General features: G+C 61.4%; 10 protein-coding genes. 3 read left to right on the forward strand and 7 right to left on the reverse strand.

Features of this window, described 5'->3' with window-relative positions; translation table 11 throughout:
- Window positions 1-26 precede the first annotated feature (26 nt).
- Window positions 27-353: a thioredoxin TrxA gene (gene trxA / locus CRO23_RS23115; RefSeq protein ID WP_004934187.1), complete on the reverse strand. Its 327-nt coding sequence runs from the start codon at window positions 351-353 to the stop codon at window positions 27-29.
- A gap of 131 nt (window positions 354-484) precedes the next feature.
- Between trxA and rhlB the strand changes: the two genes are divergently transcribed.
- Window positions 485-1,771: an ATP-dependent RNA helicase RhlB gene (rhlB, locus tag CRO23_RS23120; RefSeq protein ID WP_015376249.1), complete on the forward strand. Its 1,287-nt coding sequence runs from the start codon at window positions 485-487 to the stop codon at window positions 1,769-1,771.
- A gap of 5 nt (window positions 1,772-1,776) precedes the next feature.
- Window positions 1,777-3,273: an exopolyphosphatase gene (gene ppx, locus CRO23_RS23125; protein WP_016929512.1), complete on the forward strand. Its 1,497-nt coding sequence runs from the start codon at window positions 1,777-1,779 to the stop codon at window positions 3,271-3,273.
- A 31-nt stretch (window positions 3,274-3,304) separates the two neighbouring features.
- On the opposite strand, the gene rep is transcribed toward ppx, so the two are convergent.
- On the reverse strand, window positions 3,305-5,329 hold the full coding sequence (gene rep, locus CRO23_RS23130; protein WP_004934177.1) for a DNA helicase Rep: 2,025 nt from the start codon (window positions 5,327-5,329) through the stop codon (window positions 3,305-3,307).
- Between the two features lie 109 nt (window positions 5,330-5,438).
- On the opposite strand from rep, the gene ppiC reads away from it, so the two are divergent.
- Window positions 5,439-5,720, forward strand: a complete 282-nt coding sequence (gene ppiC, locus CRO23_RS23135; protein ID WP_004934175.1) for a peptidylprolyl isomerase PpiC — start codon at window positions 5,439-5,441, stop codon at window positions 5,718-5,720.
- 26 nt (window positions 5,721-5,746) lie between these two features.
- Here the strand turns inward: ppiC and CRO23_RS23140 are convergent, their stop codons facing one another.
- The 5 genes from CRO23_RS23140 to bcsZ form a co-directional block, all read right to left on the reverse strand.
- Window positions 5,747-7,249 (reverse strand): M16 family metallopeptidase, encoded by a 1,503-nt coding sequence (locus CRO23_RS23140; protein ID WP_028127369.1) that lies wholly within the window; start codon window positions 7,247-7,249, stop codon window positions 5,747-5,749.
- A gap of 260 nt (window positions 7,250-7,509) precedes the next feature.
- Window positions 7,510-8,796, reverse strand: a complete 1,287-nt coding sequence (locus tag CRO23_RS23145; protein ID WP_016929514.1) for a dicarboxylate/amino acid:cation symporter — start codon at window positions 8,794-8,796, stop codon at window positions 7,510-7,512.
- Window positions 8,797-9,069: 273 nt separating this feature from the next.
- Window positions 9,070-11,076: a biofilm formation regulator HmsP gene (gene hmsP, locus CRO23_RS23150; protein WP_028127370.1), complete on the reverse strand. Its 2,007-nt coding sequence runs from the start codon at window positions 11,074-11,076 to the stop codon at window positions 9,070-9,072.
- 230 nt (window positions 11,077-11,306) lie between these two features.
- Window positions 11,307-14,780, reverse strand: a complete 3,474-nt coding sequence (gene bcsC, locus CRO23_RS23155) for a cellulose synthase complex outer membrane protein BcsC (protein WP_097103003.1) — start codon at window positions 14,778-14,780, stop codon at window positions 11,307-11,309.
- Entirely contained in the window at window positions 14,762-15,874 is a 1,113-nt protein-coding gene (bcsZ, locus tag CRO23_RS23160; RefSeq protein WP_097103150.1) for a cellulose synthase complex periplasmic endoglucanase BcsZ, read from the reverse strand. The genes bcsC and bcsZ overlap by 19 nt, the downstream gene beginning before the upstream one ends.

The raw sequence follows: 15,874 nt of genomic DNA on the forward strand, positions 1-15,874 counted from the left end.
CGCCTGATACTGGGCTTCCCGCCCGATTACAGATTCGCGTTCAGGAAATCTTTGAGCTGACCTTTGGACAACGCGCCAACCTTGGTCGCGGCCACTTCACCGTTCTTGAACAGCAACAGCGTAGGGATGCCACGGATACCGTACTTAGGCGCGGTAGCCGGGTTCTGATCGATATTCAGCTTGGTGATGGTCAGTTTGCCTTCGAACTCTTCGGCAATCTCATCCAGAATCGGAGCAATCATCTTGCACGGCCCACACCATTCAGCCCAGAAATCGACCAGGATCGGCCCTTCCGCTTTCAGCACGTCAGCTTCGAAGCTGCTGTCAGTCAGGTGAATAATTTTATCGCTCATGTTCTACTCCACAGGATTATGTCTACCTTGTTGGTGTAGCATTAACCAACTCAAGGTGATTTTATTGCACCGCGTTTATTTCAACGGATGTGCTTTCGTAAAGCAATAGTTAGCTGATATTCTACCACACTATGAGCAAAACACACTTGACCGAACAGAAGTTTTCCGACTTCGCCCTGCACCCGTTAGTCCTTGAAGCCCTTGAGAAAAAAGGGTTTCACAATTGCACGCCCATCCAGGCGTTAGCATTGCCGCTCACGCTCTCCGGGCGTGACGTTGCAGGTCAGGCGCAAACCGGTACCGGAAAGACGCTGGCGTTTTTGGCGTCTACTTTTCACTATTTGCTGACCCACCCGGCGAAACAGGATCGCCAGACCAATCAGCCGCGCGCCTTGATCATGGCGCCTACGCGTGAACTGGCGGTGCAAATCCACTCCGATGCGGAAGCCCTCTCCCAGAGCACCGGCCTGAAGCTGGGCCTGGCCTACGGCGGCGACGGCTACGACAAACAGCTGAAAGTGCTGGAAAGCGGCGTGGACATTCTGATTGGCACCACCGGCCGTTTAATCGATTACACCAAACAGAACTATGTCGATCTCGGCGCGATGCAGGTCGTCGTGCTGGATGAAGCCGATCGCATGTACGATCTTGGCTTTATCAAAGACATCCGTTGGCTGTTCCGCCGCATGCCAGCGGCCGATCAACGCCTGAACATGCTGTTCTCCGCTACCCTGTCCTATCGCGTACGCGAACTGGCCTTCGAGCAGATGAACAACGCCGAATATGTTGAAGTGGAACCGGAACAGAAAACCGGCCACCGCATTAAAGAAGAGCTGTTCTACCCGTCCAACGAAGAAAAAATGCGCCTGCTGCAGACGCTGATTGAAGAAGAGTGGCCGGATCGCGCCATCATCTTCGCCAACACCAAGCACCGCTGCGAAGACATCTGGGGCCATCTGGCCGCCGACGGTCACCGCGTGGGCCTGCTGACCGGCGACGTGGCGCAGAAAAAACGCCTGCGCATCCTCGACGACTTCACCAAAGGCAACCTCGATATTCTGGTCGCCACCGACGTCGCCGCGCGCGGTCTGCACATCCCTTCCGTCACGCACGTCTTCAACTACGATCTGCCTGACGACTGCGAAGACTACGTGCACCGCATCGGCCGTACCGGCCGCGCAGGCGCCAGCGGCCACTCCATCAGCCTGGCGTGTGAAGAGTATGCGCTCAACCTGCCGGCGATCGAGACCTATATCGACCACAGCATTCCGGTGAGCAAGTACAACAGCGATGCGCTGCTGACCGATTTGCCGGCGCCGAAGCGCCTGTCGCGCCCGCGCGGCGGCAACGGCCCACGTCGCAACTCCGCGCCTCGTCGCGGCGGCGCGCCGCGCAACAACCGTAAACGTTCGAGCTGATCGCCATGCTCAGTTCCAGCACGCTTTATGCTGCCATCGATCTCGGCTCCAACAGCTTCCACATGTTGGTAGTGCGCGAGGTGGCCGGCAGCATTCAGACTCTGGCGCGGATCAAGCGCAAAGTGCGCCTGGCGGCCGGGCTGGATCAGAACAATCACCTGTCGCATGAGGCCATGCAACGCGGCTGGCAGTGCCTGCGGCTGTTCTCCGAACGCCTGCAGGACATACCGCGCGAGCAGATCCGCGTCGTCGCCACCGCCACGCTGCGTCTGGCGTCCAACGCCGATGAGTTCCTGCAGGCCGCCGAGCAAATCCTCGGCTGCCCGGTACAGGTGATCAGCGGCGAAGAAGAGGCACGGCTGATCTATCACGGCGTCGCGCACACCACCGGCGGGCCGGATCGCCGGCTGGTCGTCGACATCGGCGGCGGCAGCACCGAACTGGTCACCGGCACCGGCGCACAGGCAACGCAGCTGTATAGCCTGTCGATGGGCTGCGTCACCTGGCTGGAACGCTACTTCAGCGATCGCAACCTCGGGCAAGAAAACTTCGAGCGCGCCGAACAGGCCGCGCGCGACATGGTGCGGCCGATCGCACCGCAATTGCGCCAGCAAGGTTGGCAGATCTGCGTCGGCGCTTCCGGCACCGTGCAAGCGCTGCAGGAAATCATGGTGGCGCAGGGCATGGATGAGCGCATCACCCTGCCCAAACTGCGCCAGCTGAAACAGCGCGCCATTCAGTGCGGCAAGCTGGAAGAGCTGGAGATCGAAGGGTTGACGCTGGAGCGCGCGCTGGTGTTCCCGAGCGGCCTGTCCATTCTGTTGGCCATCTTCCAGGAGCTGGGCATCGAGAGCATGATGCTGGCCGGCGGGGCGCTGCGTGAAGGCCTGGTTTACGGCATGCTGCATCTGCCGGTGGAGCAGGATATTCGCATCCGCACCATCCGCAACCTGCAGCGCCGTTACCTGATCGATACCGAGCAGGCCGAGCGCGTCAGCCAGCTCGCCGCCAACTTCTCGCAGCAGGTCGCCAACGAGTGGCAGTTGGATGCGCGATGTCGCGAGCTGTTGCACAGCGCCAGTCTGATTCACGAACTCGGCCTCAGCGTCGATTTCAAGCAGGCGCCGCAACACGCCGCCTACCTGATCCGCCACCTGGACTTACCCGGCTTTACCCCCGCGCAGAAAAAACTGCTGGCCACCCTGCTGCAAAACCAGAGCAACACCCTCGACCTGTCGCTGTTGAACCAGCAAAACGCCCTGCCGCCGCGCACCGCGCAGCGTCTGTGCCGCATTTTGCGCCTGGCGATCATCTTCGCCAGCCGCCGCCGCGACGACACGCTGCCGGCGGTGCGTTTACGCGCCAATCAGGACGATGAACTGACGGTGATCTTGCCGCCGGGTTGGCTGGAGCAGCATCCGCTGCGCGCCGAGGCGCTGGAGCAGGAAAGCCACTGGCAGAGCTACGTCCACTGGACGCTGCGGTTGGAAGAACAACGTTGACATGACAAGGGCGCGATGAGCGCCCTTTCTTTTAATTCCCGCCTTTGGCCTTGGCCAGCTGGGCGCGAATATTGGCCAGATGGCTCTGCCCCTTCTGCATCCGCTCTTGCGGGCTCACCACTTTGCGCTCGGTTTCCCACGCCAAATCGTCCTGCGGCAGCTCCAGCAGGAACCGGCTCGGCTCCGGCCGCACCAGCTCGCCGTACTGACGGCGCTCGCGGCACAGGGTGAAAATCAGCTCTTTTTGCGCGCGGGTGATCCCCACATAGGCCAGACGCCGCTCTTCATCGACATTGTCTTCGTCGATGCTGCTCTGGTGCGGCAGCAGGCCCTCTTCCATGCCCACCAGGAACACATAAGGGAACTCCAGCCCCTTTGAGGCGTGCAGCGTCATCAGCTGTACCTGATCCAGCTCCTCTTCACTTTCGCCGCGTTCCATCATGTCGCGCAGGGTGAAGCGCGTCACGACCTGGGTCAGCGTCATCGGCTCGTCCAGATCGTTGCCTTCCAGCATTTCCGTCATCCAACCGAACAGCGTGTTGACGTTTTTCATCCGCATTTCGGCGGCCTTCGGGCTGGTCGAGGTTTCAAACAGCCAGCTTTCATAATCCACGCCGCGGATCAGATCGCGCACCGCCGCCACCGGCTCACGCTCCGCCTGTTGGGCGATGCCGCCCAACCAGTGGGTGAAGCGCTGGAGCGATTCCAGCCCGCGCCCGGTCAAGTGCTGGCTCAGCCCCAGATCGAAACTGGCGTGGAATAAACTCTTGTTGCGCTGGTTGGCCCACTCGCCGAGCTTCTGCAGCGTCGCCGGGCCGATCTCGCGCTTGGGGGTATTGACGATGCGCAGGAAGGCGCTGTCGTCTTCCGGGTTGGTCAGCACGCGCAGGTAAGCCAGCAGATCCTTGATCTCGGGGCGAGAGAAGAACGACGTACCGCCGGAAATCTTGTACGGGATGCGGTTCTGCATGAGCATCTTTTCAAACACCCGCGACTGGTGGTTGCCGCGGTACAGGATCGCATAGTCGCCGTAATTGGTCTTTTTCACGAAGTGGTGGGCGATCAACTCCCCCACCACCCGCTCGGCTTCGTGATCCTCATTGTTGGCGGTCACCACCTTCAGCTCTTCGCCATACCCCAGTTCAGAAAACAGCCGCTTTTCAAACACGTGCGGGTTATTGGCGATCAGAATGTTGGCCGCCTTCAGAATGCGCTCGCTGGAACGGTAGTTTTGTTCCAGCTTGATCACCTGCAGCGCCGGGAAATCTTCCTTCAGCAGCACCAGGTTCTGCGGCCGCGCGCCGCGCCAGGAGTAGATCGACTGGTCGTCGTCGCCCACCACGGTAAAGCGCGCGCGGTTGCCCACCAGCAGCTTCACCAGCTCGTACTGACTGGTGTTGGTATCCTGGTACTCATCCACCAGCAGATAGCGGATGCGCTGCTGCCAGCGTTCGCGCACCTCTTCGTTGCGTTGCAACAGCAGCGTCGGCAGCAGGATCAAGTCATCGAAGTCCAGCACGTTGCACGCCCGCATATGGGCGTGGTACAGGCCGTAGCAGTGGGCGAACAGCTTGTCGCGCTCCGAGCGCGCCAGCTCCGCCGCGCGCTGGGGATCGATCAGGTCGTTTTTCCAGTTGGAGATGGTCGAAATCAGCTGCGCCACCAGCGTTTTATCGCTTTCCAGCCACTTTTCGGTCAGCTCTTTCAACAGCGCCAGCTGATCCTGGTCGTCGAACAGCGAGAAGTTGGACTTCATGCCCAGCGCCACATATTCCCGCTTGATGATTTCCAGCCCCAGGGTGTGGAAGGTGGAAATCATCAGCCCGCGCGCCTCTTTGCGCCCCAGGGTTTGCGACACGCGCTCTTTCATCTCGCGCGCGGCTTTGTTGGTAAAGGTCACGGCGGCGATGTGCCGCGCCTGATAGCCGCAGTGGTGGATCAGGTGGGCTATCTTGTTGGTGATAACGCGCGTCTTGCCGGAACCGGCACCGGCCAACACCAGGCAGGGCCCGGTAACGAATTCGACGGCTTGTTGTTGGCTGGGGTTTAATCGCATGGTGCTGGCTTGCTCGACTGTAAAACGTGGAAGGGAATTGTAGCAGAAAGCGCCGATGAGATTTAGCGGGTATAATCAGCGCAATTTTCGCATCGACAAAGGCAATACCATGGCAAAAACGGCGTGCGCCCTGCACATTCTGGTAGACAATGAAAAGCTGGCCAACGAGCTGCTGGCCAAGCTGAAGCGCGGCGTCAGCTTCGACACGCTGGCGCGCAAATATTCGAGCTGCCCGTCAAAACGCAACGGCGGCTCGCTGGGCGAATTCAACAAGGGCGCGATGGTGCCTGCGTTCGATAAAGCGGTGTTCAGCATACCGCTGCTCAAACCTTACGGCCCGGTCAAAACCCAGTTCGGTTACCACATCATCAAGGTGCTGTATCGCAACTGAGGGGGCCTGAGCCCCCTGTCGCGATATTACTGCGCGCCGGCGTCCGTCGCCGGCGCAGCCACCGCAGCGTCGGCCGGTTTGGCTTCTTCCGTCACCACCGCCGGCGCCGGCATCATGATGCCGTCATAAGTTTCCTGCAGCTGCTTCATGCTCATTTCCGGCTCGCCTTTCGGCTGCATCAGCACCAGCGTCGCCTCCTGAGACAGCTGCAGCTTCAGCGCCTGATTCAACGTCTCCAGCGTCAGGCTGGACAGGAATTCCTGGCGCAGTTTCTGATACAGCTCCGGCGCAATATCCACCACCCCGCTCTGCTGCGAACGCAGGCGCTGGCTCATCAGCACATCGGTGTCGGTGCGGGCGTAGGTGGCGAACAGCTTGCTCAGCTGATCGTTTTTCTGCGCCAGCAGCGCATCGAATTCCTCTTTCGACAGGCCGTTGTCACGCACGTTGGCCAGCTCGCGGGCGATAAAGCCCAGGCTGCCGTTCAGGTTGTTGTTCGGCGTATCCAGATGGATGGCGCACTGCCCGCGCTGGTACTGCACGCGGCAGTCAAAGCCCAGATGCAGGCTCTTCTGGTCGCTTTTTTCCAGCGTCTGCTGAAGATGCCAGAACAGCGCCTCGCGGGCGAGATCGCCACGCCAGTAACGAAGCAGGCTCTGCGAATCGCGAATCGGGTGCCACGGCGAATCCCACATGATCGACAGCGTATCCTGTTTCACCTGCTCGCTGATCAGGCTCACCGGCTGCTGCGGCAGCGGTGTCAGCGTCGGCATCGGGGCCGGGGTTTCACGTTTGCCTTGCAGCGGCGAGAACGCCTTGTTGATCTGCTCGCCCAGGCTGCGGCTGTCAACCTTGCCGACCACGAACAGCGTCATGGCGTCCGGGGTATACCACTGCTGATAGAATTTCTTCAACTGCTCGAGGTTGACCGGCCGTTTCGCCGGCTGAGCCGGATCGTGCGCCAGCAGCGTCGAACCTTTCAGGCGGTAACGCCACCAGACATCTTGGGTATTGGGCGGGAAAGTGCCGACCGGATTGATGGTGGAATTCATCACCGCGTGCACCGTATGCTCGTCGATCGCCAGTTTGCCGGTGGTGTCCGCCAGCCAGGCCAGCGCTTCTTTCAGCAGGTCGGGCCGGTTGTTCGGCAGGCTGAGGTTATACATGGTGAAATCATACGAGATGATAGCCGGCGGCAGCGGCCGCTCGTTATCCACGCTCTGTTGCCACAGGGCGCGCAGCTGCGGCGCGGTAAAGCTTTCGCTGCGCGTCAACGCCAGCCGCGGCAGCAGGTGGGCGAAACCGGTCTGCTGCGAAGACTCCACCAAAGAGCCGGTATTGACGATCAGCCGCAGTTCCACGCGGTCGCTTGGCCGCTGAGGCGTATCGAGAATCTGCCATGAAAACCCGTTGGCCAGCGCCCCCTGCTGCCAGGCAGGATCGGGTTGTAGTGCTTCAGCCTGCACGCTGCTACTGGCTGCAGCCAATAGCAGCCCACCAACTATAAGATGAATTCTGGTGCCCTGCATGTGAACCCCTACTTAATGACTATCCAATTTCTTATGCAAATGCGTGTATTCCATTCAATGGAATCATAAAAATACGCCCTGAGTTTCACGGTGGGGCGGAAAGCAGAAAGTGTACCATCGTGTTAGACCGCGCGCCTTTGCGGATGTCACTCATTAGAGTGAAAAATAATGGATTGCGGGGTTTTTAATGCAAAAAATCGTTACGAGGCAGGGGAAGAAGCTCACCGGCCGCGGATGCGGCCGGTGATTTACCGCCGATATCAGGCGGAAGGCAGCGTTTTGTCCGCGCCGGTGTTTTTGTTGTTCAGCGTGTCTTTCAGCTGTTTTTCATCCAGCTGGTTACACCATTTTGCCACCACCACGGTCGCCACACCGTTGCCCACCAGGTTGGTCAGCGCGCGGGCTTCCGACATAAAGCGGTCGATGCCGAGGATCAGCGCCAGGCCGGCCAACGGCAGGTGGCCGACGGCGGAGATGGTGGCGGCCAAGACGATAAAGCCGCTGCCGGTCACGCCCGCCGCCCCTTTGGAGGAGAGCAGCAACACCACCAGCAGGGTAATCTGATGCATGATATCCATGTGGGTGTTGGTCGCCTGAGCGATAAACACCGCGGCCATGGTCAGGTAGATAGAGGTGCCGTCCAGGTTGAAGGAGTATCCGGTCGGGATCACCAGACCCACCACCGATTTCTTGCAGCCCAGCTTCTCCATTTTATCCAGCATGCGCGGCAGCGCGGATTCGGACGACGAGGTCCCCAGCACGATCAGCAGCTCTTCTTTGATGTAGTTGACGAATTTGAAGATGCTGAAGCCGTTGGCGCGGGCGATGCTGCCCAACACCACCACCACGAACAGGATGCAGGTGATATAGAAGCACACGATCAGCTGGCCGAGTTGCACCAGGGTGCCGACGCCGTATTTACCGATGGTAAACGCCATGGCGCCGAAGGCCCCCAGCGGCGCCAGGCGCATGATCATGTTGATGATGCCGAAAATCACCCGCGAGAAGCTGTCGATCACGTTGTAGATCAGCTGCCCTTTGTCGCCCAGACGATGCAGGGCGAAGCCGAACAGCACCGCGAACAGCAGCACCTGAAGAATGTTGCCGCTGGCGAACGCGCCGATCACGCTGCCGGGGATGATGTCCAGCAGGAACGGGATGATGCCCTGCTGCTGCGCCTGCTCGGCGTAGACCGCTACCGCTTTGGCGTCCAGCGTGCCGGGATCGACGTTCATGCCGGCGCCCGGTTGCACCAGGTTGACGATCACCAGGCCGATAATCAGCGCGATGGTGCTGACGATTTCAAAATACAGCAGCGCGATGGCGCCGGTGCGCCCTACCGCCTTCATGCTTTCCATGCCGGCGATGCCGGTCACCACGGTGCAGAAGATCACCGGCGCGATGATCATCTTGATCAGTTTGACGAAGCCATCGCCCAGAGGTTTCATCTCGGCGCCGAGGTCAGGGTAGAAATGGCCAAGCAGGATACCCAGCGTGATCGCCGTCAGCACCTGAAAATAGAGGCTCTTAAAGATCGTTGTTTTCATATGAACATCCTATGGGGGGAAGACACGCACCAGGCAGCAGTCTAAAAATCCAGCCTGTTCATCGCTTGCGCGGAAAATAACACCCACTTAACAACATGGAAATAATTTGTTGCACCCACCGTGTGGGGTTGATGTGAATTTAAGAGCTGAAACGCGTCAGTCGGGGTGCAAAGCTGAAAATTGCGTAAGCCTTTGTTTGCACTAACGCAAAAGAGGTAGATAAAGAATGGCGATTTTCGGACGAGGAAAAGTACCGGAAAGGTATCGCGACGCTCACCGCGCCGCGCGGCAAAACTCGGCTTCGAACGCTTCGCGCGGCAGCGGCCGGGCGAACAGGAATCCCTGCCCACTGCGAATGCCGTGCTGCAGCAGCCAGTCGCGCTGTTCGGCGTTTTCCACGCCTTCGGCCATTACCGGCAACGCCAGCACTTCGGAGATCGAACTGACGATGCGCACCATCGCATCGTCGGCCGGCAGCCCCTGAATGAAACTGCGGTCGATCTTAATCAAATCGATCGGCAGGGATTTCAAGCGGTTGAGGTACTCCAGGCTGGAGTAGCCCATGCCGAAGTCGTCCAGCGCGATCGACAGCCCCAGGTCGTGCAGCTCGCGCAGCAGCGCCAGAGCGCGATCGAGATCGTCGATGCGTACCGTCTCGGTGATCTCCAGCAGCAGCTTGCGCGGATCGATCCGATACTGCGCCAGCAGGTTTTTCAGATGCGGGACGAACGCTTCATCCTGCATCTGAATTCCGGAAACGTTAACCGCCAGCGGCAGCGCAATGCCGCGTTGTTGCCAGTCCGCCAGGATGCGGCAAGACTCTTCCAGCACCCAGTTGCCGAGAGGCACGATCACGCCCAGCTCTTCCGCGAGCGGGATAACGTCGGCCGGCAGGGTATAGCTGCCGTCATACTGCTGCCAACGCAGCAGCGCTTCGGCGCCGATCACCTCGTTGGACTGCATGTCGATCTGCGGCTGCAGGAACAGCGTGAAATGCCGCTGCTCGATGCCGTGCAGGATCTCGCTCTCCTGCGTCAGCCGCTTCTGCGTGCGTTCCGTCAGGCTGGGTTCGAAGAACAGGATCTGATTTTTTCCTTCGCGGTGCGCGGACATCATCGCCGAGGTGGCGCTGCGCAGCAGCTGTTCCGCACTCTCCCCCTGATTGAGGTAGTGCGCGATGCCGATGCTGGCGTTGGGCCGCAGCGCCAGACCTTCCAGCGTCAACGGCGCATTGATCTCCGCCATGATGCGCCGCGCCAGCTGCATGGCGTGGAACGGCCGCTCGATACCCTTGGCCAGAATGGCAAATTCGGTATTGCTCAGCTGCGCCAACACGCCGTTTTCGTCGATGCAGCCGCGCAGCTTCTTCGCCAGCGCCAGCAGCAGCGCTTCGCGCATCGCCGGGCTCATCACGCCAGATGCTTCATGCAGCGTCTCGATGCCGATCACCAGCAGGTTAAAACGCTCAGGGCGCAGACTGGAGGCGATATGCTGTTCCAGCAACGCGTTCAGCAATGCAGGATTCGGCAGTTCGGTCACCGGGTGGCGGGTGCTCAGGCGGCTCATGTCGGCATGCGCCTTGGCCAGCGTCTGTTGATTGCGGTTGTAATTGCGCACCAGCAGGCCGAGCTCATCGTCCTGGTGCAGCGCCGGCAGCATCAGCTGGTGATAGGGCGCTTCGTCCTGCGAGATGTTCTCCAGCTCTTTGGCCATCGCGCGCAGCGGATGCACCATCAACCGGTTCATGCACCAGGTGATGGCCACCGACAGGATCAGCGCCAGCAACAGGTAGGTCGACAGCATGGTCGACAAAATGCTGAGGATAAACTGGTACATGCGGAACGAATCGGCTTGCAGCACCAGATAGGCCAGCGGCTGCTGGTTGGCCGGCACCCGTTCCAGCGAATAGAGCGGCACGGAAATTTGGATAGGCAGCTCAAACAACCGGGCGATCAGCGTCGGCACCGGCCGCTCCGGCGGGAAATTGGCGTGCAGCGCCTGAAACTCGTTCGGCAAGACGATATCCGCCCGGCTGAGAATGCCGACCGGCAACAGCGTGTTCAGCACCCTTTTGGCTTCCGGCACGTCCATGCGCAGCACCGCCTCCGCCAGCGGCTGGCGCACGGAGTGGGCGATATTCTCCAGTTGCTGGGCGTAGTCATCCCTGCGCTGCTGCACAAAGTGGAATAACTGGATCACGATAAAGATGCAGATCGTAACCAGCGCCACGCCGGACACTGTCGCCATCTGCTTAATCGTTAACGAACGCCTGACCCGCAAACCTGCTCTCCGTGAAATCGGGCTGAAACAAAAAAGGGGGCTGACTCTCACCCGCCCCCTCGAACCGGGCTGAGTATACTCGATCATCGGCTGTTTTTATCTGGCTATGCCGCAGGCAAAACCAAGAAAATCGCGGGTTTCAGTCTTTTCCTAAAGCGAACAAACGCGACCCGCACACAGGGTAACAAAACTCCCCGGCGTCCGACACTCTGAATCTTTCCCCCTTCCGGCTACTTGAAGTCGGCGTAAGGCGTCAGCGGCTGCGGCGGCAAATCGAGATCCCCTTGCCAGCCGGCCAGGGAATAACGCAGATAAATCAGCGCGTGGCTCGGCGTATAGTCCTTCGCCTGTTGAATGTCGATGCCGGCGCCGAGCGTCCAGTGCGAACTGAGACGGCGTTCGACGATCGCCCGCAGGGTATAACCGACGCCGCTCGAGGAGCTGCCGTCCTCGACGGCGAACTTATCGGGCAACGAATCCGGGATCAGTCCCTGCAGCGGATAACGGCGCTGGCTGTCGGTTTTGGAATGGGACAGTGAAACCGAACCGCCCAGCTCCCACGACCAGTTCTCGGTGCGCTGACGGTAGTTGACCGGCAGCGACAGCGACAGATATTGCTGCGGGCTGTAATAGCCGCCCTGCCCCAGCGAATAGCCGCTCAAATCCTTCTGGTAGTGCCACAGCATGGTATTGAGCCCGACGCTCAGGCGGCGATTGTCTTCGTTGATCAGCTTGTAGTAGTAACCGGCCATCAACCGCTGCCGCTGGTTGTCCGCCACGTTCTTGCCGGTAATCTGATGCGCGCTGAGATCGGCCCAGACGCCGTTCGCCTCGCCGCGATCGTAGCTGGCGCTCAGGCTGACGCCGGTGGCGCGCACGCCGCCCCAGGTGATGCCGGTATTCGGGTCTTTGGCGCCGCCGAACGCCAGCAGCGAGCTGGAAATCGGCCGCCGCGAGGCCGCCAGCGTCCAACCAATGTGGTTCCAGTCGCCGCTGTAGGCCAGGCCGCCGGTCCAGTCGACCACCTCAAAGCCCATCGGCGTCGTGCCGATGTCGGCGGCCCAGCGATCGTTTTTCCAGCCGGCCGCCACGCTGGTGCCGGTGGTTTTCTGGTGTTCATCGCCGCGGCACCCTTGCGTGTTGCAGGTGCCGAAGGTTTCGTAGTACTTGCCGCTGCCGTCGGTCGAGAAGCGGCCGGCATCCAGCTGCACGGTGTCGGTACGCAAGAAGGCGCGCCCGTCATACAGCGGCATGTCCACCTGCAGCATGGTGTCATGCGCGTTGAAGTCGGAAATGCCGCCGGTGCCGCTCGAACGCCAGTAATCGTGATCGAGCGTGACGTTCACGTCTTGCTGTCGATACAGATCCGCGGCGTCGGAGCGGATGCCGCGTTTCAGCCAGTCGTCGCTCGGATTATTGCGCGTCAAATAGGTGTAGCCGTCATTATCCAGCGGCAGCGTCGGCGTGATGCCGCCGGCCACCATCGCCTGGCGGTAATCCTGCTGCGCCCGCTCAGGCTGTTGCTGAGCCCGTTCCAGCCGGGCGGCGTCACGATAAACAAGCGCCTTGGTCTGCCCGGCGGGCTCCGAAGCCGCCGCCGTTTTCAGCCGGCTGAAGAGCGCGTCGGCCTGCTGCGGATCGCCGACCGCGCCCCAGGCGTTGGCGACCCGCCGTTGGCTGTTGAGCGAAGCGTCTTGCGGCTGCGGTTCGGTTTTCAGCCGCTGACGCGCCGCGTCCAGATCCCCCTGCGCCACATAGGCTTCGATCTCGCCCAGCTGCGCATCCGGGTTGTTCGGTTCACGCCGTTTCACCCGCTGATAGTCGTCCAGCGCCGCCGCATACTCCCCGCGCGCCAGCGCCCAGTCGGCGAGCAGCAAATCGATGCGGGTGTCCGCCGGCTGCCGACGCAGATAGGCTTCCGCCGCCGCTTCGTCACCGGCGGCCCGCAGCCGTTCGGCATGCTCGATTACCGCCTGCATTTTCAGCCGCTGCGCCAGTTCGCGCATGTTGTCGTTCCATTGCGCCGCAGGCAGCGTATTGAGCTGCGCCAGCGCCTGCCTGTCGCGATCGCTGCCGGAAAGATAGAGCGCATAGGCGTAGGTCAGTTGCGGATTGGCATGTTGGCGCAGCGCCAGCTGCCGGAACAGAGCGTCCGCCTGCTGCGGCTGCCCGGCCTGACGCAGCGCCTGCGCATAGCGATAGGTCAGCCAGACGTCGTCGGGCGCCATCGGCTGGGCGCGACGATAGATTTCCGCCGCCTGCTGCCACAGCTGCTGTGCCGCCAGCGTCTCCGCCTGCTGCTTCAACATATCGAGCCGCAGTCCGTCGAGGGTGCTGCGCAGCTTGGCCTGTTGGCTGCGCGGCAGGCCGTTGAGGTAGGCCAGCGCTTTTTCCGGCGACTGGCGTTGATAGATATTCACCAGGCCGCGCAGCGCGCTGCCGTTGCCGGGATCGCGCCGCAACGCCTGCTGATAAAACCCTTCCGCCGCGGCGTCATCCTTGCTCGCCACCGCCACATCGCCCAGGCCGATAAACGCATCGCCGTCGCTGTCGTCGAGCTGGCGCGCCTGTTGATATTTCTGCCGAGCCAGCGCGAGATTGCCGGCCTTGAGCGCTTTGTCGCCCTCGTCGATCGCCAGCCAGTAGCCGGTGCTCTTGATCAGACTCTGCCATTTTCCGCTGCCGTAGCCGCTCTTGTCGGCGGCCAGCGCCTGGCGAAACAGCTTCAGCGCCTGCGGGCGGTTGCCGGCGCGCGAGTAGGCCTGGCCGAGCGCGCCCAGCACCTCGGCGTCGTTCGGCGCCGCCGCCAGCGCCTTTTGCAACTCTGGAATGGCTGCCCGGCTGCCGCCTTTATCCACCTGCGCCAGACCGCGCACCCGCGCCTGATAAGCCGGATCGGCCAACAGCTTCTGCTGTCTGGCCAGTTCTTCGCGGGCGCGGGTCGCCTGATCGCCGGTGTCGAATACGCCGAGGAAACGGTTGAGCGCCGATACGCTCTGCGCGCTGACCGGCATCGCTTTGACCTTGTCCAGCCACAGATCGGCGGCGTCGCCGCGCCCGGCCGGATCGGCGGCGATCTTCTGCAGCAGTTCAAAGGCCTGCGCGTCCTGGTTCTGACTGAACAGCATACGCGCCAGCGACATGCGTAGCGCCACATTGCCTGAATATTGCTGATCCAGCGCCTGCAGCTGCTTTAACGCCCTCGCCTCCTGCCCCGGCAAACGCGCCACCAGCCGCCAGTATTCTACCGCCAGATCGAGCGTCGGCGGCTCGCCGTGAAACAGCGCATCGTACTGCGCCTTGGCTTCCGGCAACCGGCCGGCGGTCGCCATCAGGCGCGCCTGCTGCAGCTTTTGCCGGGTTTCCGGCTGGGTCAGCAGCATGTTCATTTGCGCCTGGCGATAGGCGCTGGACTGCGGCGCGAGGGTTTTCAGCTTGTCCAACTGCTGCTGCGCCAGCGCCATGTTGCCCTGCCGCAGCGCCAAACGCATGCGTGCGGCGATCACGTCCGGGTTGTTCGGATCCATCAGCTCGAGCCGGTACAGCGACTGGCGCACCAGATCGTCCTTGTTGCCGGCCTCGCCAATGCGCACCTGTTCCAGCAGCCACTGTTCCGGGGCCACGGCCTCCGCAGCGCGCGCCTGCGGCAGCATCGCCAGGCTCAGCGGAATCAAATTCAGCCAGTTTATTTTGAAGTTGTGCATTGGCCGTCCCACGAGGGTTGCAATTCACCCTGACGATTAAAGCGATAACGTTGTTGATCCCATCCCTGACCGAACAGGGTCAGCGAGGCGCTGAAATAGGCGTCATCACCCGGCGGATGCTCGCTGATGCGCTGCCGCTGCACCGCCAGCGCTTCAGCCTGCGTCGCCAGCATCGGCAGCATAGAAGCGGAGAAACCGATCGGGCCGTCGCCGGTAGTTTTGCCGCTGGCGGTATCGGTTTTCTCCGGCGGAACGCCCTGTTTGGCAGTGAACTGCGCCATCGGCTGGAAGCGTTCAAGCAGCGCCGCCTTGTGTTCATCGTCGTCCGCCAGCATGCCGGCCCACAGATAAACCCGAATGGCGTCGTAGCTGCCGACGTTTGGCTTGACGGTGTCCGGCTGCCAACCGGCGCCGACCCGCCACACCACCCAATCCGGCGAGAAGCCGTGCGGCGCGGTGTCCAGCCACAGTCGCTGATTGATCTCGCGCATCGCACGCCATGGGCCGTTCAGCGCCGCAAAACGCGCCAACAGCTGCGGCGGCAGGTAGCTGGGATTCAGCCGCCAGCGATCTTCCGCCACGAACCCGACTTTGCCCGGCAGCAGCATCAGGCCCAAGCCGGGAATGTCGGCCACTTCCTCGCGGCCGATGCGTTGCAGCAGCAGCGTTCCCAGGGTTTGATAACGCCGGCTTTTCCACAGGCGGCCGGCTTCGAGCAGGTTGTAAGCAATCCACAGGTCGGCGTCCGACGCCGAGTTGGCGTCCAGCACCTTCCACTGCTTATCGTCGCTCTCTCCCCACAGCCAGGCGGGCAAGCGGGCGCTGAGATCGCCCGCCGCCAGATTGTTCTCCGTCCAGGTCAACAACAGGTCGAAGGTCGGCCGGTCGTTGGCCACCAGGGCGAAAAACAGGCCGTAACTCTGTCCCTCGGAGGTGGTGATTTTGTTCGGGCTGCTTGGGTCGATCACCCGCCCCTGCGGGCTGATGTAGAATTGCTTGTACTGTTGCCAACCCGGCCACTCGCAGGCCGCGGCGGCGCTGAAGGCGCACAGCAGCAGCATGCCGAGCGACAGGCGTTGCAGCATCGCGTTCAC

The sequence above is a fragment of the Serratia sp. JKS296 genome, assembly GCF_900215445.1.
In the GTDB taxonomy this organism is placed as follows: Bacteria; Pseudomonadota; Gammaproteobacteria; order Enterobacterales; family Enterobacteriaceae; genus Serratia; species Serratia marcescens.

What these genes read in the sequence shown, in the direction of transcription:
- trxA (WP_004934187.1), bottom strand. Translation starts at nt 353, where the DNA reads ATGAGCGATAAAATTATTCACCTGACTGACAGCAGCTTCGAAGCTGAC.
- rhlB (WP_015376249.1), top strand. Translation starts at nt 485, where the DNA reads ATGAGCAAAACACACTTGACCGAACAGAAGTTTTCCGACTTCGCCCTG.
- ppx (WP_016929512.1), top strand. Translation starts at nt 1,777, where the DNA reads ATGCTCAGTTCCAGCACGCTTTATGCTGCCATCGATCTCGGCTCCAAC.
- rep (WP_004934177.1), bottom strand. Translation starts at nt 5,329, where the DNA reads ATGCGATTAAACCCCAGCCAACAACAAGCCGTCGAATTCGTTACCGGG.
- ppiC (WP_004934175.1), top strand. Translation starts at nt 5,439, where the DNA reads ATGGCAAAAACGGCGTGCGCCCTGCACATTCTGGTAGACAATGAAAAG.
- CRO23_RS23140 (WP_028127369.1), bottom strand. Translation starts at nt 7,249, where the DNA reads ATGCAGGGCACCAGAATTCATCTTATAGTTGGTGGGCTGCTATTGGCT.
- CRO23_RS23145 (WP_016929514.1), bottom strand. Translation starts at nt 8,796, where the DNA reads ATGAAAACAACGATCTTTAAGAGCCTCTATTTTCAGGTGCTGACGGCG.
- bcsC (WP_097103003.1), bottom strand. Translation starts at nt 14,780, where the DNA reads ATGCACAACTTCAAAATAAACTGGCTGAATTTGATTCCGCTGAGCCTG.